Source organism: Streptomyces sp. NPDC007856 (assembly GCF_042868225.1).
GTDB lineage: Bacteria > Actinomycetota > Actinomycetes > Streptomycetales > Streptomycetaceae > Streptomyces.
Map to the genome: position 1 here is coordinate 244,323 of NZ_JBIAEC010000006.1, position 17,388 is coordinate 261,710.

Genomic DNA, 17,388 nt, shown 5'->3' on the forward strand with positions numbered 1-17,388 from the left:
GAGAACCAGCGAAGGGGACGATGTGACGGGCATCCCAGCGGGAGACATTGCGCGCGTCGGAGTCGTGGGCTGCGGCCAGATGGGCGCGGGCATCGCCGAGGTGTGCGCCCGCGCAGGACTGGACGTGAAGGTCGCCGAGACGACCGGCGAGGCCCTGGAGATCGGCCGTACCCGGCTGTTCGGCTCCCTGGCCAAGGCCGCCGAGCGCGGCAAGATCACCGAGGAGGAGCGGGACGCCACGCAGGCGCGGCTCACCTTCACCACCGACCTCGGCGAGTTCGCGGACCGCGACCTGGTGATCGAGGCCGTGGTGGAGAGCGAGCCGGTGAAGACGGAGATCTTCCAGGTCCTCGACCAGGTGGTGACCCGCCCGGACGCGATCCTCGCCTCCAACACCTCCTCGATCCCGCTGGTGAAGCTGGCGGTGGCCACCTCCCGCCCGGACCACGTGGTGGGCATCCACTTCTTCAACCCGGCTCCGGTGCAGCAGCTGGTCGAGCTGATCCCGGCCCTCACCACCTCCGAGGGCACCCTCAGCCGCGCCCAGGTCTTCGCCGAGAAGGTGCTCGGCAAGCACGCCATCCGCGCCCAGGACCGCTCCGGCTTCGTGGTCAACGCGCTGCTCGTGCCCTATCTGCTCTCCGCGATCCGGATGTTCGAGTCGGGCATCGCGAGCCGCGAGGACATCGACAACGGCATGGAGATGGGCTGCGCCCACCCGATGGGCCCGCTGAAGCTGTCCGACCTGATCGGCCTGGACACCATCGTCTCCATCGCGAACAGCATGTACGCCGAGTACAAGGAGCCCCTGTACGCCGCTCCCCCGCTGCTGCAGCGCATGGTCGAGGCGGGCCGGCTGGGCCGGAAGACCGGCTCGGGGTTCTACACCTACGGCTGATCACGGACAACGGCGCTTCACACTCCGTGTGTGCGACGGGCACGCATATGCCCGTCGCACACGCTCCCCACGTGTCCGCCGGGCGAGTTGACTCCTCATGCCCATGCAAGGGATGCAACAACGTCCGACTACGGAAAGGAGTGGACACGTGACCGCCCATCCGGAGCATCCCGTGATCCGGGGAGAACTCGCGGAGTTACGGCGCCGCCTCGACGTGGCCTACGCACACGTCGAGGGCGGGCTGGCGCTGCTGCGGCACCGGACCGACGAGACCGCCAAGGAACTGGACGAGCTGGACACCCGCCTGAACTCGCTGGAACACGCACGCTGGCCGCTGCCCTCGCTCGCCGCGCTCACCTCCCTGGGCGCGCTCCTCGTGACCATCTGGCAGGCGCTGGCCCGCTAGCCCTCGGCGAGCCTGAGGTGGTGCAGCAGGAGTAACGCGGCCGCCATGTTGGCGGCCGGGACCTCCCCACGGGCGATCAGGTCCGGGACGAGTTTGAGGGGGACCCATTCCCGGCGGTCCGACTCGAAGTCGTCCACGGGATGCCCGATGTACTCACCCCGGTCGGACCAGTAGATGTGGTGCCGGGCGTCGGTGAGGCCGTTGGACGGCTCCACGCTCATCAGGTGGTGCAGGGGCCCCGGCCGCCAGCCGGTCTCCTCCTCCAGTTCCCTGGCGGCCGCGCTCGCCATGTCCTCGCCGTCCTCGACGACGCCCGCGGCCAGCTCCCAGCCCCAGCTGTCGGTGATGAAGCGGTGCCGCCACAGCAGCAGCACCTCGTTGGCCTCGTTGACCACGGTGGCCACGGCCACCGGCCGCAGCCGGATCAGGAAGTGGTCCAGGTGCCGGCCGTCCGGCAGCTCGACATCTGCGAGATTGACGCTGAACCAGCGGTTTGCATACACGGTTTGTTCGTTCTGCTTCGTCCACTGCACGGTTCTGCCACCTTCCGCCGAGTAAGTGGCAATATCGCAGCAGGGACTGTGCACCTACAGGGGGCCTACAGCGGTACGCGCAGTGCCCCGTCGATGAGTTCGGCGGCTTCGGCGGTGCCGGCCGAGCCACAGCGCACCAGGTGTTCGCGCACCGCGCGCAGTCTGTCGCGCAGCCGCTGGGACTCCATTCCGCGGGCCTGCTCGGCCATCTGCACGGCGGCGGCCACCGCCTTGTCGGCGTTGCCCTGGCGCAGCTCGATGGTGCTGAGCATGGCGAGCCGGTGCACCCGCCCCCGGTCGTGTGCCGGGTTGTCGACGGCCGCCGCCGCGTGCTCCCGGGCGGCGGACAGCTCACCCAGGCTCAGCAGCGCCTCGGCCACCTGCACATTGACCAGGCCCGGCTGGACATAGCCGGTCTCGTCGGGCTCGTGGCCGCGCCGGATCCGCTCGGCCGCCGCCTCCGCGCGCCGGATGCAGGACAGGGCCCCCGCGGAGTCGCCGAGGTGGGCGTACGCCTTGGCCTGCATCGCGTACAGGTCGGAGGCGAGCGCCGGGGTGATGTGCTTGCCGGCGGCCCGCAGCGCGGCCTCGGCGAAGGCGACGGCCTGCCGGTACTCCCGCATGAACAGCGACTGGTTGACCAGCAGCGCTATGACGTACGCGCCAAGTCCCCGGTCGCCGCTGGCCTTTGCCAGCCGGAGCGCCTGGTGGAAGTAGCGCTGGGCGAGACCGTGGGCGTCGGAGTCGTACGCGCAGATGCCCGCGATCGCCACCAACCCGCCGGTGGCGCGGTGCAGTTGGCGTCCGGTGGCGTCGGTGTAGCTGCCGCGCAGCAGCGGCGCCGCCTCGGCGTTGAGGAAGCCGACGATCCGGGTGCGGGTGGCGATGCCGCCGGCCTTGCGGTACATCTGCTCGTAATGCGTCCGCGCGGCGCGCAGCATCTCGATGTCGGCCGCGGTGACCCGGTGCCGGCCGCCGCGGGAGACATCGACGTCCTCAGGCGGGTTCTCCCACTCCCACACCGGCATCACGGCCGGGGTCCCGGTGACGGCGGGGGCGCCCAGCACATGCGGCCGCTGCTGTTCGTCGGAGCGCCACAGGGCCGTCGCCCGCTCCACGAAGCCGTTCAGCGAGCCGGCGTGCGGGGTGCTGGGCTCGCCGGGCACGCCCAGGCCGATGTCGTCGAGGGTGACGGGGCGGCGCAGGCGGCTGGCGAGCACCTCGCAGATCAGGTCGGGGACCTGGCCGCGCGGCCGCTGACCCTTCAACCACCGTGCCACGGCGGTGTGTTCGTACCGGAGCGCGAGGCCCCGTCTCCGGCCCGCCTGGTTGACGTGGGCGGCGAGACCGGCGTGCGAGATCCCCGCCTCGTCCAGGATCGCGTCGAGCAGAGTGTTGGGCTGCATGGGATGCCCCCCGAGTGGCCTGGTGCCGTTCAGCGTAGTGGGCTCGCCTTCACACGGGGTGTGAACGGAACACGTGCATCCGCGCTGTACACGCGCTGTCGCTCAGCGTGCTGCACCGATTGACTTAGGTGCCGGCCAAGCCGCCGGCTCCCCCTCGAAAAGCGGTGGCTTGGCCGGGCCGACTACTGGGGTGGCGCACCCCCGGGCAGGAACGCTCGCCCCGCGTTCGATCGCTCCGTAGGACCAGTAGCGCCATGTCGTCCGTGAGTCTGCCGCTCGTGTGGTGCAGGAGCGCCGTGAAAACGTTGCGCAGGACCGTCTGAGGAGAGACGGTATGAGCCCGTACGAGGTCGCTCAGCGTGTCCGGCAGCGAGAAGAACCGGCCCCGGCTGTCCCGCGCGTCCTCCACTCCGTCCGTGAAGAGAACCAGGGACTCACCTGGAACCAGATGACCGCGGGACTCGGCCTCCAGCTCGGCCGGAAGCGGGAACGGACCCAGCGGCGGAAGCGGGTCGACGCGCGTCAACGGCTCGACTCTCGGGCCACTGAGCAGATACGGCCACGGGTGACCGCAGTTGAGGACGCGCAGCCGGCCGTCGCGGTCGATCTCCAGGAGCAGGACGGTGACGAACTCCTCGGCGACCGGGTGGTCGGGGTCCTGGCCGCCCTTCGCGGGGTGTTCGGCGCGGGCGCGTTCGCGCAGGTGCCGGGCGAGGGCCCGGTCCAGCCGGCCGAGGACGCCGCCGAGTTCGGGCTCGTCGTGGGCGGCCTCGCGGAAGCTGCCGAGGACCGCGGCGACCGTGCCGAGGGCGGCCAGTCCGTGCCCGCGTACGTCGCCCATCACCACCCGCACCCCGTGCTCGGTGGCGATCGCCTCGTACAGGTCGCCGCCGACGCTCGCGCCCCGGTCCGCGGACAGCTGGGCGGCGGCGATGTTCAGCCCGTCGAGGCGTGGCGGCAGGGGCCGCAGTACGACGCTCTGCGCGGCCCGCGCCACCCGGCGGACCTGCCGCAGCTCCCGCAGCAGCGCGCGGCGGACATGGGCGATGAGCCCTGTGCCGACGGCGAAGAAGACGGCGCTGGTGACGATGCGCGCGCCGAGCCCGTTCTGCTGGGCCAGGGGGCAGCCGAACTTGTAGGCCACCGCCACGGCTCCCCAGACCGTGGGCAGTACCGCTCCCCGCGCGGTGGGCGCCCGTGCCTTGATGCGGATCATGCCTCTGGTCCCCCATGTGGGCCCTGAAAGAGCGGACGGACCGACCCCGAAAGGCCGGTCCGATTCTGTCGAGGGCATGGCCCGAGGAGCCAGATCGTCGTCAGTTCCCACCCGAACGAGTGAGCCCGCGTCGGTCAACCCGCATTTATGCAGCTCGCCGCAGGGGTGAACCCCTCCCGCGACCCCTCAGCCGACGGCCTTCCGCACGAGTTCGCCGATCCTCGCCTCGTCGGCGGCGGACAGCTCCGTCAGGGCGTAGGAGGCCGGCCACATCGTGCCCTCGTCGAGGTTCGCCCGGTCGCTGAAGCCGAAGGTGGCATAGCGCGACCGGAACTTCTCCGCGCTCTGGAAGAAACAGACGACCTTGCCGTCCAGGGCGTACGCGGGCATCCCGTACCAGAGCTTCGGGGCGAGCTCCGGCGCGGCGGCCCGGACGACGGCGTGGAGCCGTTCGGCCATGGCCCGGTCCGAGTCCTGCATCTCCGCGATCCTGGCGAGCACGGCGGCCTCGTCCTGCGCGGTCTTGGCGGCGCGCGATCCGCCGCGCGCGGCCGCCTTGACCTCCTTGGCCCGCTCCTTCATCGCCGCTCGCTCCTCGTCCGTGAATCCCTCGGACGTGGCGGCGGTGCTCCGGGCGGTCTTCTGCGTGGCGTTCACAGCGGGTCTCCTTCGGTTGCGGGGAGGTCGGGGTGCGGACGGTGGGGGCGGGGCGGTGGGGGTCAGCCCCAAGCGCCGGCGATCTGGCGGGTGGTGGCGTTGAGCCGGTTGAACAGGTTGGTGACACCGATCATCAGGACGAGCGCGGCCAGTTGCTTCTCGTCGTAGTAGGTGGCGGCCGTGTCCCAGACGTCGTCGCTCACCGCGTCGGGACGGTCGGCGAGTCGCGTCGCGGCCTCGGCCAGCGCGAGGGCCGCCCGCTCCTCGTCGGTGAAGTACGGGGCCTCCCGCCAGGCGGCGACCGTGGCCAGCCGCTCGTCACTCACTCCGGCCTTGCGGGCCGTCCTGGCGCCGGCGTCGACACAGGCGCTGCACCCGTTGATCTGGCTGACCCGCAGATGCACCAGCTCCAGCGTCTGCGCGTCCACTCCGCCGGAGTGCACGGCCTTGAAGAGCTGCTGGACGGGCTGCATCGCGTCGGACAGGACGACGGCGGGGTTCTGCATACGGGACTGCATCTCGGTCCGCTCCTCCACTGGTTGTCTTGAGTTCTTCGGCCCCTGTCGTCGGGGCGTGACTCCATCACAGCCGCAGCGGCCTGCCCGGGCCAGCCCGATGGGACACCGTGGGACAGCTGAAACCGCCTTGACCAGCGGTGAGTTGGCTCGGAAGACTGCAGCCCGAACGGGACGGAGAGCCGGGGGGACAGTGGACGCGCACGCACGGACGACGACCGACCCGCAGGAGGAACTGGCGGCCCGGCTGCGCCTGCTCCAGGAGCTGTCCGGGGTGGGGGTGCGGGCCCTCGCCCGGGACACCGGCCTCAGCTCCTCGTCGCTCTCCCGCTATCTCAACGGGCAGACCGTGCCGCCCTGGCCCGCTGTGGTAGGCCTCTGCCGGCTCGTCAAGCGCGACCCCCGCCCCTTGCGTCCGGTGTGGGAACGGGCCTCGAACCCCTTGCCCGCGCCCCCGAAGAGCACCCGCCAGGGCCGCCCGCCGGTCCGCAACGATCTGCCGCGCGACGTGCCCGACTTCACCGGGCGTGCGGAGCAACTCGCCGCCGTGCTGGCCGCCGTCGCGAGCCATCGGGCGGTCTCCGTCGACGGCATGGCGGGCGTCGGCAAGACCTGTCTGGCGGTGCACGCCGCGCACCGGCTCGCCGCCGACTTCCCGGACGCGCAGCTCTACGTGGACCTGCACGGGTTCACCGAGGGCCGGCCACCGCTGGACCCCGACGCCGCGCTGCGGATGCTGCTCGGCGCACTCGACGTCCCGTCGGAGAAGGTTCCGCAGGAGGGCCTTGAGCAACTGGCCGCCTGCTGGCGTTCGGAGCTGGCCGGCCGGCGGGTCGTCGTGGTCCTCGACAACGCCGCCGACGCCGAGCAGGTGCGCCCGCTGCTGCCCGGTGCCGGGCCCTCCGTCGCTCTGATCACGAGCCGCAACCGGCTCCTCGGACTGGACGAGGTGCCCCCGGTCTCGCTCGACGTGCTCAGCCCCGAGGAGAGCGCCCGGTTGCTGGCCCGGGCCAGCGGCGACACCGCCGGGCCCGACGGCAGACTGGCCCGCGATCCCGGCTCCGCGGCCGAGGTGCTGCGGCTGTGCGGCCATCTGCCACTCGCGCTGCGCCTGGCCGGGGCGCGGCTGCGGCACCGGCCGGGCTGGACCGTGGGCGTCCTCGCCGAACGGATGGTGCAGGGCGCGGGCGGGTTCGACGCCGCGTTCAACGCGGCGTTCGCGATGTCGGTACGCCAGCTGAACCGGTCCCAGGCCCGTCTCTTCCGGCTGCTGGGCGTGCTGCCCGGCGAGTCGTTCGACGAGTACGTGGTGGCGGCCCTCGCGGACGTGCCGCTGCACAGCGCCCGGGCGATGCTGGAGGACCTGCTCGACGCGCACCTGGTCCAGCAGCCGACGGTGAGCCGCTACCGGCTGCACGACCTGGTGCACCAGCACGCGCGACGGGCCGCGGCCGAGCAGGACTCGACGGCCGACCGGGAGCGGGCCCTGGGCCGGGTGCTCGACTACTACGTGCACGCGGCGGCCGCCGCCGACGCCGCGATGCCGTTCCTGTCCCCCCGCCGGGCACCCTCCGCCGGACACCGCCCGGCCGAGCTGCCGCAGTTCAGGGACAAGAACGCGGCCTTCGGCTGGTACGTCACGGAGTACGCGAACCTGATCGCGGCCTTCGAGACGGCGGCCGCCGTCGGGGCCGACGCGCATGTGTGCGAGCTGCCGCGCTTCCTGCGCGCCTACTTCGCCCGGCGCTGCGGCACGACACATCTCAACGTGCTCTTCGAGCGGTCGCTGGCCGCCGCCGAGCGCCTGGACGATCCGGTGCAACTGGCCGAGGCCCACAGCGATCTGGGCTACGCACGCTACAACGCGGGCCGGATGGCCGAGGCCGCCGCCGCGTACGAGGCGGCCGGACACCGGCTGTCCCGGTCGGGCGACCCGCGCGCGGAGGCGGAACTGGCCGTCCGCCGCGGCTACTTGAGCTGGGACGCGGGGCGGGTCGAGGAGCCGCTGGAACTCTTCCGGCTGGCGCGGAAGCTCTACGAGCAGGCCGGCTGCCCGACGGGAGCGGCCCACGCGGCCGCGTCGGAGGCCTGGACGATGCTCCAGCTGGGACACCGTGAGGAGGCGGCCCGGCGGGCCCGCGAGCTGCTGAGCCTGCGGCCCGCCGACCCCGCATGGTCGCCCGGCCTGACGGCCCGGATCACGCTCGGCCTGGCCGTCGCCCAGCAGGACCCGGACGAGGCGGTGGAGCAACTGGACCGGGCCCTGACACTGGCCCGCGAGGACGGACACCTGAACAACCAGGCGTGGTGCCTCAACTGCAGGGGCGTGGCGCTGCGCCAGACGGGCCGGTACGAGGAGGCACTGGCCAGTCACCGGGAAGCCTTCGCGCTCCTGGACGAGCTGTTCGAGGAACACTGGAAGATCCATTTCCTCAACGGCTACGCCGAGACCTGCCGCCTCGCGGGCCTCCCGGAAGAGGCGCTACGACTGCACCGCGAGGCCCTCGAACTGGCCCGGAGGCTCGGCAACCAGCACGTGGAGGCGCTGGCGCAGGAGGGCATCCAGCAGCTCGTGCCGGCTGGGTAGCGCCCCGAACGGGCGCGGCCGGCCACGGAAGACCCGCGGCCGGCCGACGACAACAACGCGCTACGGCGACTAGCCCCTGAGGACAGCCCCCGTGCGCTCTCCCGCGAGGGCAACCGCCGCATCCCGAGCCGCCGACGCCTCGTCCACCGTCAGCGTCCGGTCACCGGCCCGGAACCGCAGCGCGTACGCAAGAGACTTCTTGCCCTCGCCCAGCTGCTCCGCGTTCTCGTACACGTCGAACAGCCGGATGGACTCGAGGAGTTCACCCGCACCCTCACGCAGCGCCGCCTCGACCTCCCCGGAGGGGATGGGCCTGTCGACCACGAGGGCGACATCCTGCGTGGCGACCGGGAACGTGGAGATGCTCGGCGCCTGCGGGGCGCCGTCGCCCACCGCCTCCAGGGCGTCCAGGTTCAGCTCCATCGCACAGGTGCGCTCGGGCAGCCCCAGGGCCTTCAGGACCCGCGGGTGCAGTTCGCCCGCGTGGCCGACGACCCGCTCCGCGCCGTCGGCGAGGACCACCAGCTCGGCACAGCGGCCGGGGTGCCAGGGGCCGTACTGGCCCTTGCGGACGATCAGCTCGGCACCGGCTTCCCGCGCCACGGCGCGTCCGGCCTCCAGCGCGTCGGCCCAGTTCGCCGGGCGGCCCTTGCCCCACCAGCCGGCCTGCTCGCGGGCCCCGGTGAGGACGACGGCCACATGCCGCGGCTGCTCGGGCAGCGCGGCGTTCAGCGCGGCGATCTCCTCGTCGGTGGGACGCCGGTCGACGGGCAGGTGCGTGGCGACCCGCTGGTCCTCACGGGGGTGGAACACCAGCCCCGTCTCGAACAGCGCCAGGTCGTGCGAGCCCCGGCCGTCGTTGCGCCGCAGGGCACCGAGCAGGCCCGGCAGCAGCGTCGTACGCAGCGCGGGCTCCTCGTCGCTGAGCGGGTTGACCAGCTTGACGACACGGCGGGCCGGGTCGCCGGCCTCCAGGCCGAGCTGGTCGAAGACCTGCTCGCCGACGAAGGGGTAGTTCGGCGCCTCGACATAGCCCGCGCCGGCCAGCGCGCGGCCGACCCGGCGGTGCAGCCGCTGGCGGTGGGTCAGGCCACGGCCGGAGGGGAGCTTGGGCAGCGTGGAGGGCAGGTTCTCGTAGCCCTCCAGGCGGATGACCTCTTCGGCGAGGTCGTTCGGGTCGACCAGGTCGGGCCGCCAGGACGGGACGGTGACGATCAGCTCATCCTGCCCGTAGACGTCGCAGCCGACCTCCTGCAGGCGGCGGACGACCGTCTCACGGCCGTAGTCGACACCCGCGACCTTGTCCGGGTGGTCGGCCGGGATGGTGATGGTGTGCGGCGCGGAGGGCGCGACGATCTCGGTGACGCCGGCCTCGGCGGTACCGCCCGCGAGCAGCACCAGCAGGTCCACGGTGCGCTGCGCGGCGGCCGCAGCGGCCTGCGGGTCGACGCCGCGCTCGAAGCGGCGGGAGGCCTCGGACAGCAGCTTCTGGCGGCGGGACGTCCGGGCGATCGCGACGGCGTCGAAGTGGGCCGCCTCGATGACCACGTCGGTGGTGCCGTTCACGCCGTCCTCGGTGACCTCGTGGTCGGCGATCTCGGTGTTGGCGCCGCCCATCACACCCGCGAGGCCGATGGCGCCGCGGTCGTCGGTGATGACCAGGTCCTCGGCGTGCAGCTTGCGCTCGACGCCGTCGAGGGTGACGAGCTTCTCGCCCTCCTGCGCGCGGCGCACGCCGATGGTGCCCTGGACCAGGGACCGGTCGTAGGCGTGCAGCGGCTGGCCCAGCTCCATCATCACGTAGTTCGTGACGTCGACGGCGAGCGAGATCGGGCGCATGCCGACCTTCTGCAGCCGGCGCTGCAGCCAGATCGGCGAGCGGGCCTCGGGGCGCAGGCCGGTGACGGTGCGGGCGGTGAAGCGGTCGCAGCCGTGGGGGTCGGAGACCTGGACCGGGTAGCCGTAGGCGTTCGGGGCCGGTACGTCGATCAGGGCCGGGTCGCGCAGCGGCAGGCCGTAGGCGATGGCGGCCTCGCGGGCGACACCGCGGATGGACAGGCAGTCGCCGCGGTTGGCGGTGACGGCGATGTCCAGCACCTCGTCGACCAGTTCCAGCAGCTCGACGGCGTCCTTGCCGACCTCGGTCTCCGGCGGCAGCACGATGATGCCGTGGGTGCCGTCGTCGCCCATGTTCAGCTCGTCGCTGGAGCAGATCATGCCGCGCGAGACCCGACCGTATGTCTTGCGCTCGGCGATCCGGAAGTCGCCGGGCAGCACGGCGCCGGGCAGGGCCACGACGACCTTGTCGCCGACGGCGAAGTTGCGGGCACCGCAGATGATCTCCTGCGGCTCGCCGGTGCCGTTGGCCTGGGCGACGTCGACGGTGCAGAAGCGGATCGGCTTCTTGAACTCCGTCAGCTCCTCGACCGTCAGCACCTGGCCGACGACGAGCGGGCCGGTGAGGTCGGCGCCGAGCTGTTCGACGGTCTCGACCTCCAGGCCGGCCGAAATGAGCTTGGCCTGGACGTCGCGGCCGGTCTCGGTGGCCGGCAGGTCGACGTACTCCCGCAGCCAGGAAAGCGGGACCCGCATCAGATCTCCATCCCGAACGGCCGGGTGAACCGGACGTCACCCTCGACCATGTCTCGCATGTCTTCGACGTTGTGGCGGAACATCAGCATCCGCTCGATGCCGAACCCGAAGGCGAAGCCGCTGTACTTCTCCGGGTCGACGCCGCAGGCGGTGAGCACCCGCGGGTTGACCATGCCGCAGCCGCCCAGCTCGATCCAGCCCTCGCTGGAGCAGGTGCGGCAGGGCCGGTCCGGGTTGCCGACGGACTCGCCCTTGCAGACGTAGCAGAGCATGTCCATCTCGGCGCTCGGCTCGGTGAAGGGGAAGAAGTTCGGCCGCAGCCGGGTCTTCATGCCCTCGCCGAACAGCGTCTGGACCATGTGGTCCAGGGTGCCCTTGAGGTCGGCCATGGTCAGGCCCTCGTCCACGGCGAGCAGCTCGACCTGGCGGAACACCGGGGTGTGGGTGGCGTCCAGCTCGTCGGTGCGGTAGACGACGCCGGGGCAGATCACGTACACCGGCAGCTCACGGTCGAGCAGCGAACGGATCTGCACGGGCGAGGTGTGGGTGCGCAGCACCACACCGGACTCGGTGCCGCCGTCCGGGCCCTGCACGAAGAAGGTGTCCGCCTCGCCGCGGGCCGGGTGGTCCGGGCCGATGTTCAGGGCGTCGAAGTTGAACCACTCCGCCTCGACCTGCGGGCCCTCGGCGACCTCGTAGCCCATGGCCACGAAGATGTCCTCGATGCGCTCCGAGAGCGTGGTGAGCGGGTGGCGGGCGCCGGCCGGGACGCGGTCGTACGGCAGCGTGACGTCGACGTCCTCCTCGACCAGCACGCGGGCGTCCCGCTCGGCCTCCAGCTCGGTCTGGCGGGCCGCGAGGGCCTTGTTCACGGCGCCGCGGGCCATGCCGACGCGCTTGCCGGCCTCGGCCTTGGCGTGCGGGGGCAGGGCGCCGATCTCGCGGTTGGCGAGGGCCAGCGGGGAGGCGGGGCCGGTGTGGGCGACCTTGGCCTCGTGGAGCGCGTCGAGGGAGCCTGCGGCGGCGAAGGCGGCGAGCGCCTCGTCCCGCATGCGCTCGATCTCTTCCGGTTTCAACGCCTCGACCTCGACAGGGTCGTACGACTTATTGGGTGCCGACATCTCTTCCCGTGCTTCCGATTGTCCCCCAGCTGACGCTGGGAGGTGCCCCCTGGCGGATGGTCCCCGTCACCGACTCGCGAGGGCCGCGTGAAGGACACAAAGGTGCCAAAGGCCGAGTCTAACGGGGTGGAGACAGACGAATGGCCCGTGGCCCGTCAGGCGAGATACGCCGGCGCGGCCACGGGCAACGTAAATCGGAACTCGGCGCCGCCGCCGGGGGCGCGGCCGACCGTGATGGTGCCGCCGTGGGCCTCGACGATGCCCTTGACGATGTACAGCCCGAGGCCGGTGCCCCCACGCTTGCTGCCCCGCCAGAAGCGGGTGAAGACGCGGTTCATGGACTCCTCCGGGATGCCGGGACCCTCGTCGCTCACCGTGACCGACGTGCCGGTTTCCTCGCCCTCGCGCGGGGATGCGCAGGGCGTCACGTCCATGGTGACGGTTCCCTCGCCGTGTCGCACGGCATTTTCGATGAGGTTGCTGAGCACCTGGTCGATCTTGTCGGGGTCGGCCCACAGACCGGGCAGCGGCTGTTCGATGCGGAGCAGGAAGCGGTCGGCGGGCTGGCCGGCGGTGACATAGGCCTGGATGTGCCGGGAGACGGCGGCCCCGATGTCGACGGGCTGCCGGCGCACCTCCAGCCGCCCGGAGTCGATCCGTGAGATGTCGAGCAGCTCGGCGATGAGCCGGGTGACCCGGTCGGCGTCGGCGTCGACGGTCTCCAGCATCAGCCGCTTCTGGTCGTCGGTGAAGCGTTCCCACTTGGCGAGGAGGGTCGCGGTGAAGCCCTTCACGGAGGTGAGGGGCGAGCGCAGTTCATGGGCGACCGTCGCTATCAGCTCGGCGTGGCTGCGCTCGGTACGGCGACGGGCCTCGGTGTCCCGCAGCGAGACGACGACCCGCTGGACGGGTCCCAGGGGCCGCTCCCGCACATACCGGGCGGAGACCAGCACCTCCCGGCCGCCGGGCAGCAGCAGATTGCGCTCCGGCTGCCGCATCCGGATCGCGAGGCCTCCGTAGGGATCGGTGAGCTGCCACCAGCGGCGGCCCTCCAGATCCTCCAGCGGCAGCGCCTGCTCCAGCGGCCGACCGAGGGCGTCGGCGGCGCGCAGGGCGGTGATCCGTGCGGCGGCGGCGTTGAAGCAGACGACCCGGCCGCGCTCGTCGGCGACGACGAGGCCGTCGGGCAGCTGGTCGGGGTCGAGGGCGTAGCCGTGGTCACCGGGCCGGGGCACGGGTGTACGTCGCGCGCCCCGCCCCTCCGGCGTGGTGCTCGTGCCGGCCACACTCATCCCCGTACCCCACCTCTCAGACGGCGCAGGGCCCCCGAGTTGGTCACCCTACTAGCTCTGGGTGACGGAGCGGCACCCTCCGGAGGCGCGCTGCGCACGGGCCGACGCATAGAGACATACGGCGGCGGCCGTGGCGAGGTTCAGGCTCTCGGCCCTTCCGTGGATCGGCACGCGTACCACGGCGTCCGCGAGCGCGCGGGTCTCCTCCGGCAGGCCCCAGGCCTCGTTGCCGAACACCCAGGCGGTGGGCCCGCCCATGATGCCCCTGTCCAGCTCCTCGTCGAGGTCCCGGTCCCCGGCCCCGTCGGCGGCGAGAATGCGCACCCCGGCGTCCTTCAGCCCCGCGACGGCCCGCTCCACCGGCACCCCGACGGCGACGGGCAGGTGGAAATGGGATCCCACCGAGGCGCGTACGGCCTTGGGGTTGTACAGGTCGACGCTGGCGTCGGTGAGCACCACCGCCTCGGCGCCGGCGGCGTCGGCGCACCGTAGCACGGTCCCGGCGTTCCCGGGATCCCGCACATGCGCGAGCACGGCGACCAGCTTCGGCCGGGCGGCGAGGATCTCCTCGAAGGGCGCGTCGAGGAACCGGCACACGCCGACGAGCCCCTGCGGGGTCACGGTGGTGGAGATGTCGGCGATGACGTCCTCGGACGCGAGATGCACCCGGGCGCCCGCGTCCCGCGCGGCCCCGATGATGTCGGCGTACCGCTCCGCGGCCTGAACGGTGGCGAACAGCTCGACGAGGGTGGGCGCGCCGCCGACCCGATGCCCAGCCGCCTCCCGAACGGCCTGCGGCCCCTCCGCGAGAAACAGCCGGTCCTTGCCCCGGAAGTTCCGCTTGGCGAGCCGCCGGGCGGCGGAGACACGGGCGGACCGGGGGGAGATCAGCTCGGGAGCGGGTGTCATCCTCTTCTTCACCTTCGGGAAATTCATCTGTTCGTGGCGCCGGCGGGTCTCAGCGCCCCGTCAGGGGCGCGGGGAACTGCGCGAGCGACCACGACGCGCCCGCAGCCGAACGAGCACCTTACGGACGCCAACAACAGGACCCGCAAGCCGTAAAGCCTGCGGGTCCAGTGAGCGTCGGCTCAAAGCCGGCGCAGCGTCACGCGGCCTTGGGCGCGTTGACGTCCGAAGGCAGCGCCTTCTGCGCGACCTCGACGAGCGCGGCGAAGGCGCCCGCGTCGTTGACGGCCAGCTCGGCCAGGATCTTGCGGTCGACCTCGACGTTCGCGGCCTTCAGACCCTGGATGAAGCGGTTGTAGGTGATGCCGTTGGCGCGGGCAGCGGCGTTGATGCGCTGGATCCACAGCTGACGGAAGTCGCCCTTGCGCTTCTTGCGGTCGTTGTAGTTGTAGACCAGCGAGTGGGTGACCTGCTCCTTGGCCTTGCGGTACAGACGCGAACGCTGACCGCGGTAGCCGGAGGCCTGCTCGAGGATCGCCCGGCGCTTCTTGTGGGCGTTGACTGCCCGCTTGACGCGTGCCACTTGTTAACTCCTTGTAGCGGGGTCGTGGTGGTCCTCACACGACCCGGAAACGATTCGGTCCCGGTCCAGACGCACGGCGCTCAGTCGGCGCCGCCGTGTCACTTGCCGAGAAGCTTCTTGATCTTCGCGGCGTCGCCCGGGGCCATCTCGGCGTTGCCGGTGAGGCGACGCGTGACGCGGGACGACTTGTGCTCGAGCAGGTGGCGCTTGCCGGCGCGCTCGCGGAGCACCTTGCCGGAGCCGGTGATCTTGAAGCGCTTGCTGGCACCGCTGTGCGACTTGTTCTTCGGCATAGCGCCGTTATCTCCTCGTCGGTGGCGCTCCGGTGCCCGGTCGCGAAACCGGGCACGGTGGAGCGTCGCTCTCTTCTGTCGGTTACATCCTCGGGGACCTGGGGTCCCCCGGGGATCACGCCTCGGCGGGCTCCTCGGCGGACGCCTCAGCCTCGGCAGGGTTCTGCGAACGACCGGGGTTGGCCTTCGCCTCCGCCTTGCGGGCTTCCTGCGCCTGTCGGGCCTCGGCCATGGCCTCGGTCTTCTTCTTGTGCGGACCGAGGACCATGATCATGTTGCGGCCGTCCTGCTTCGGGTTCGACTCCACGAAACCGAGGTCCTGGACGTCCTCCGCGAGGCGCTGCAGCAGTCGGTAGCCCAGCTCGGGACGGGACTGCTCGCGACCACGGAACATGATCGTGATCTTGACCTTGTCGCCCTGCTTGAGGAACCGTACGACGTGACCCTTCTTGGTGTCATAGTCGTGCGGGTCGATCTTCGGCCGGAGCTTCATCTCCTTGATGACCGTGTGCGCCTGGTTCTTGCGCGCCTCACGGGCCTTCATGGCCGACTCGTACTTGAACTTCCCGTAGTCCATGAGCTTGCACACGGGCGGACGGGCGTTCGCCGCGACCTCGACCAGGTCCAGGTCGTACTCCTGCGCAAGCTCCAGTGCCTTCGCGAGCGGGACAATGCCCACCTGCTCGCCACTGGGACCGACAAGTCGCACCTCGGGAACGCGAATCCGGTCGTTGATGCGGGGCTCGGCGCTGATGGATCCTCCTCGGTAGCACCACACGGCGGTCTGGCGGACAGCCGCGTATGTCTGTTCGTTAGACCTAACCGCGCCGAAGCACAAAAAATGCCCCGGACGATCACAGGCGGGGCTCCAATGACTACCGGAGCACCGCCGCGGCGACCGCGGGGCGCACTTTCGGGCGACTCCATCGTCCGTACGGAACGATGGTGGCCGCCTGACCGGGTGACCCGCCGTCCCGAGGGACGGTCAGGTGGGAGATCGGAGCCTCCACTTGTGGGCTGGGCACGCACTGCTGTCCAGCCGGTCGTTACACAAGGTTAGCAGCACCGACGGGGAAGGGCTAATCGAAGCACACCCACGGTCTCCGCCAGGGCTCTCCCGGGGCGCTCCGGCGCACCGCTTATCGTGTGGGGCATGAGTGAGACCCCTCCTGAGAACCCCGACTTCGACGCGATGACCCGCGATATCGCCGAGGTCCCCGCCGTCGAGGTGATCGTGACGGTCGCCGTCAACCTGATGAGCGCCGCCGCCGTGAAGCTCGGGCTGAGCGAGGAGGGCGAGAAGTACAAGGACCTGGACGAGGCCCGCAAGCTGATCACCGCGCTCGCCGGCCTGCTGGACGCGAGCACGACCGAGATCAGCTCCTTCCACGCGGCGCCGCTGCGCGACGGTCTGAAGTCGCTGCAGCTGGCCTTCCGCGAGGCGTCGATCGTCCCGGACGAGCCGGGCCAGGGGCCGGGCGAGAAGTACACCGGCCCGGTCTACGGCTGACCGAGGGCCGTAGCTCTACTACCCGCGTACGTACAGGGGCTCGCCCGGAGGCGTGGTCCCGGCCGGCAGCAGTGCCAGGTCGAGGCCGCGCACCAGGCGGGCCCTCAGTGTTTCGTCGGCGGCGAGCCGCTCGGCGACCGCGCGGGCGGCCTCGGCGGGCGGGGCGGCCGGGTCGAGGACCAGGGCGAGGGTGCCGTCGGCGTGTCCGGGCCCGAGGTGGGCGCGCAGCACGGCGGGCTCCGCCGCCACGACCGTACGGACGGCCTCGACGACGGCCGGGTCGGCGAGCGGGTCGGTGCTGGTGCGGCCCTCGGCGAGGGCGAGCAGCGCCGGGCCGGTCAGCTCGAAGGGCACGGGCCCCGCGAGGTCCAGCACGACCGTGTCGGCCTTCTCGTGGGCGGCGGCCTGCAGCGCCTGGTGCAGGGGTACGGCGACCGGGCGGGCCGCGGGGTCCCAGCGGGCGAGGGAGTCGGTGGAGGTGAAGGCGGGCAGGGCGGTGCGGTCGCCGGCCTTCAGGGTGGGTACGGCCATGTCGCTGGTCTTCTCGCGACGCAGCCCGTTCTCATCCACCTCGGTCTCGCCCAGCACGGCGACCACCGGGACGAGCAGGCGGGCGCCCTTGAGCGCCTCCAGGACGGGCCCGAGGGCGCTGCGGTCCTCGGCCCAGGCGGCGAGCGCGGCGCTCAGCCGGGGGTCGGCGGAGCCGTCGTCGTCGGAGAAGCCGGGGTCGGGAATGTTCTTGTTCGCCACGGTCACCGACCCTATAGGCACCTCGCCGACCCGCTGCACGGGAGCCTTCACAGGAATCTCAGCGTTCCCTGAGCCCCGTCTCATGTCCGTCCAACGAGGTGCACAGTCGCCGGCCCGAGCATC

At 71.7% G+C, this 17,388-nt stretch carries 17 protein-coding genes; 4 read left to right on the forward strand and 13 right to left on the reverse strand.

The features are described 5' to 3' along the window. The first annotated feature begins 22 nt into the window (after positions 1 to 22). Both ACFYOH_RS17010 and ACFYOH_RS17015 read left to right on the forward strand, forming a co-directional pair. The gene (locus ACFYOH_RS17010; protein WP_208901850.1) at positions 23 to 898 is read left to right on the forward strand and encodes a 3-hydroxybutyryl-CoA dehydrogenase; all 876 of its coding nucleotides are present in this window, start codon (positions 23 to 25) and stop codon (positions 896 to 898) included. Positions 899 to 1,046: 148 nt separating this feature from the next. After that, positions 1,047 to 1,304 carry a hypothetical protein gene (locus ACFYOH_RS17015; protein WP_388626314.1) on the forward strand — a complete coding sequence of 86 codons (258 nt, stop codon included), beginning with the start codon at positions 1,047 to 1,049 and terminating at the stop codon, positions 1,302 to 1,304. Here the strand turns inward: ACFYOH_RS17015 and ACFYOH_RS17020 are convergent. The 5 genes from ACFYOH_RS17020 to ACFYOH_RS17040 form a co-directional block, all read right to left on the reverse strand. Then, on the reverse strand, positions 1,301 to 1,837 hold the full coding sequence (locus ACFYOH_RS17020; RefSeq protein WP_365717301.1) for an NUDIX hydrolase: 537 nt from the start codon (positions 1,835 to 1,837) through the stop codon (positions 1,301 to 1,303). The genes ACFYOH_RS17015 and ACFYOH_RS17020 overlap by 4 nt on opposite strands. A gap of 65 nt (positions 1,838 to 1,902) precedes the next feature. Continuing rightward, complete coding sequence (locus tag ACFYOH_RS17025; RefSeq protein ID WP_388626316.1) at positions 1,903 to 3,243, reverse strand: transcriptional regulator; 1,341 nt, start codon at positions 3,241 to 3,243, stop codon at positions 1,903 to 1,905. A 124-nt stretch (positions 3,244 to 3,367) separates the two neighbouring features. Then, a complete protein-coding gene (locus ACFYOH_RS17030; RefSeq protein WP_388626318.1) occupies positions 3,368 to 4,459 on the reverse strand; it encodes a PP2C family protein-serine/threonine phosphatase in 1,092 nt (363 codons plus the stop codon). Between the two features lie 186 nt (positions 4,460 to 4,645). Next, the gene (locus tag ACFYOH_RS17035) at positions 4,646 to 5,041 is read right to left on the reverse strand and encodes an iron chaperone (protein WP_388626615.1); all 396 of its coding nucleotides are present in this window, start codon (positions 5,039 to 5,041) and stop codon (positions 4,646 to 4,648) included. Positions 5,042 to 5,178: 137 nt separating this feature from the next. After that, positions 5,179 to 5,634, reverse strand: coding sequence for a carboxymuconolactone decarboxylase family protein (locus tag ACFYOH_RS17040; RefSeq protein WP_388626319.1), 456 nt, complete (start codon positions 5,632 to 5,634; stop codon positions 5,179 to 5,181). A 190-nt stretch (positions 5,635 to 5,824) separates the two neighbouring features. On the opposite strand from ACFYOH_RS17040, the gene ACFYOH_RS17045 reads away from it, so the two are divergent. Then, complete coding sequence (locus ACFYOH_RS17045) at positions 5,825 to 8,218, forward strand: ATP-binding protein (protein WP_388626320.1); 2,394 nt, start codon at positions 5,825 to 5,827, stop codon at positions 8,216 to 8,218. A 69-nt stretch (positions 8,219 to 8,287) separates the two neighbouring features. Here ACFYOH_RS17045 and pheT read toward each other — a convergent pair whose 3' ends face one another. From pheT to infC, 7 genes are all read right to left on the reverse strand, one after another. Continuing rightward, positions 8,288 to 10,810: a phenylalanine--tRNA ligase subunit beta gene (gene pheT, locus ACFYOH_RS17050; protein ID WP_388626321.1), complete on the reverse strand. Its 2,523-nt coding sequence runs from the start codon at positions 10,808 to 10,810 to the stop codon at positions 8,288 to 8,290. Continuing rightward, positions 10,810 to 11,931: a phenylalanine--tRNA ligase subunit alpha gene (gene pheS, locus ACFYOH_RS17055; RefSeq protein WP_388626322.1), complete on the reverse strand. Its 1,122-nt coding sequence runs from the start codon at positions 11,929 to 11,931 to the stop codon at positions 10,810 to 10,812. The genes pheT and pheS overlap by 1 nt, the downstream gene beginning before the upstream one ends. A gap of 155 nt (positions 11,932 to 12,086) precedes the next feature. After that, a complete protein-coding gene (locus ACFYOH_RS17060) occupies positions 12,087 to 13,223 on the reverse strand; it encodes an ATP-binding protein (protein WP_388626323.1) in 1,137 nt (378 codons plus the stop codon). A gap of 51 nt (positions 13,224 to 13,274) precedes the next feature. Next, positions 13,275 to 14,132, reverse strand: a complete 858-nt coding sequence (locus tag ACFYOH_RS17065; RefSeq protein ID WP_388626324.1) for a TrmH family RNA methyltransferase — start codon at positions 14,130 to 14,132, stop codon at positions 13,275 to 13,277. Positions 14,133 to 14,328: 196 nt separating this feature from the next. Beyond that, a complete protein-coding gene (gene rplT, locus ACFYOH_RS17070) occupies positions 14,329 to 14,712 on the reverse strand; it encodes a 50S ribosomal protein L20 (RefSeq protein WP_004002577.1) in 384 nt (127 codons plus the stop codon). A 98-nt stretch (positions 14,713 to 14,810) separates the two neighbouring features. Further along, positions 14,811 to 15,005: a 50S ribosomal protein L35 gene (rpmI, locus tag ACFYOH_RS17075; RefSeq protein ID WP_003977225.1), complete on the reverse strand. Its 195-nt coding sequence runs from the start codon at positions 15,003 to 15,005 to the stop codon at positions 14,811 to 14,813. Positions 15,006 to 15,120: 115 nt separating this feature from the next. Continuing rightward, positions 15,121 to 15,783 carry a translation initiation factor IF-3 gene (infC, locus tag ACFYOH_RS17080; protein WP_078630469.1) on the reverse strand — a complete coding sequence of 221 codons (663 nt, stop codon included), beginning with the start codon at positions 15,781 to 15,783 and terminating at the stop codon, positions 15,121 to 15,123. Positions 15,784 to 16,158: 375 nt separating this feature from the next. Here infC and ACFYOH_RS17085 point away from each other — a divergent pair, with 375 nt between their 5' ends. Next, the gene (locus ACFYOH_RS17085) at positions 16,159 to 16,515 is read left to right on the forward strand and encodes a DUF1844 domain-containing protein (protein WP_228618719.1); all 357 of its coding nucleotides are present in this window, start codon (positions 16,159 to 16,161) and stop codon (positions 16,513 to 16,515) included. Positions 16,516 to 16,533: 18 nt separating this feature from the next. On the opposite strand, the gene ACFYOH_RS17090 is transcribed toward ACFYOH_RS17085, so the two are convergent. Further along, positions 16,534 to 17,265 (reverse strand): SseB family protein, encoded by a 732-nt coding sequence (locus tag ACFYOH_RS17090; RefSeq protein ID WP_388626325.1) that lies wholly within the window; start codon positions 17,263 to 17,265, stop codon positions 16,534 to 16,536. Positions 17,266 to 17,388: the final 123 nt, after the last annotated feature.

What these genes read in the sequence shown, in the direction of transcription:
- ACFYOH_RS17025 (WP_388626316.1), bottom strand. Translation starts at nt 3,243, where the DNA reads ATGCAGCCCAACACTCTGCTCGACGCGATCCTGGACGAGGCGGGGATC.
- ACFYOH_RS17030 (WP_388626318.1), bottom strand. Translation starts at nt 4,459, where the DNA reads ATGATCCGCATCAAGGCACGGGCGCCCACCGCGCGGGGAGCGGTACTG.
- ACFYOH_RS17035 (WP_388626615.1), bottom strand. Translation starts at nt 5,041, where the DNA reads ATGAAGGAGCGGGCCAAGGAGGTCAAGGCGGCCGCGCGCGGCGGATCG.
- ACFYOH_RS17040 (WP_388626319.1), bottom strand. Translation starts at nt 5,634, where the DNA reads ATGCAGTCCCGTATGCAGAACCCCGCCGTCGTCCTGTCCGACGCGATG.
- pheT (WP_388626321.1), bottom strand. Translation starts at nt 10,810, where the DNA reads ATGCGGGTCCCGCTTTCCTGGCTGCGGGAGTACGTCGACCTGCCGGCC.
- pheS (WP_388626322.1), bottom strand. Translation starts at nt 11,931, where the DNA reads ATGTCGGCACCCAATAAGTCGTACGACCCTGTCGAGGTCGAGGCGTTG.
- ACFYOH_RS17060 (WP_388626323.1), bottom strand. Translation starts at nt 13,223, where the DNA reads ATGAGTGTGGCCGGCACGAGCACCACGCCGGAGGGGCGGGGCGCGCGA.
- ACFYOH_RS17065 (WP_388626324.1), bottom strand. Translation starts at nt 14,132, where the DNA reads ATGACACCCGCTCCCGAGCTGATCTCCCCCCGGTCCGCCCGTGTCTCC.
- rpmI (WP_003977225.1), bottom strand. Translation starts at nt 15,005, where the DNA reads ATGCCGAAGAACAAGTCGCACAGCGGTGCCAGCAAGCGCTTCAAGATC.
- ACFYOH_RS17085 (WP_228618719.1), top strand. Translation starts at nt 16,159, where the DNA reads ATGAGTGAGACCCCTCCTGAGAACCCCGACTTCGACGCGATGACCCGC.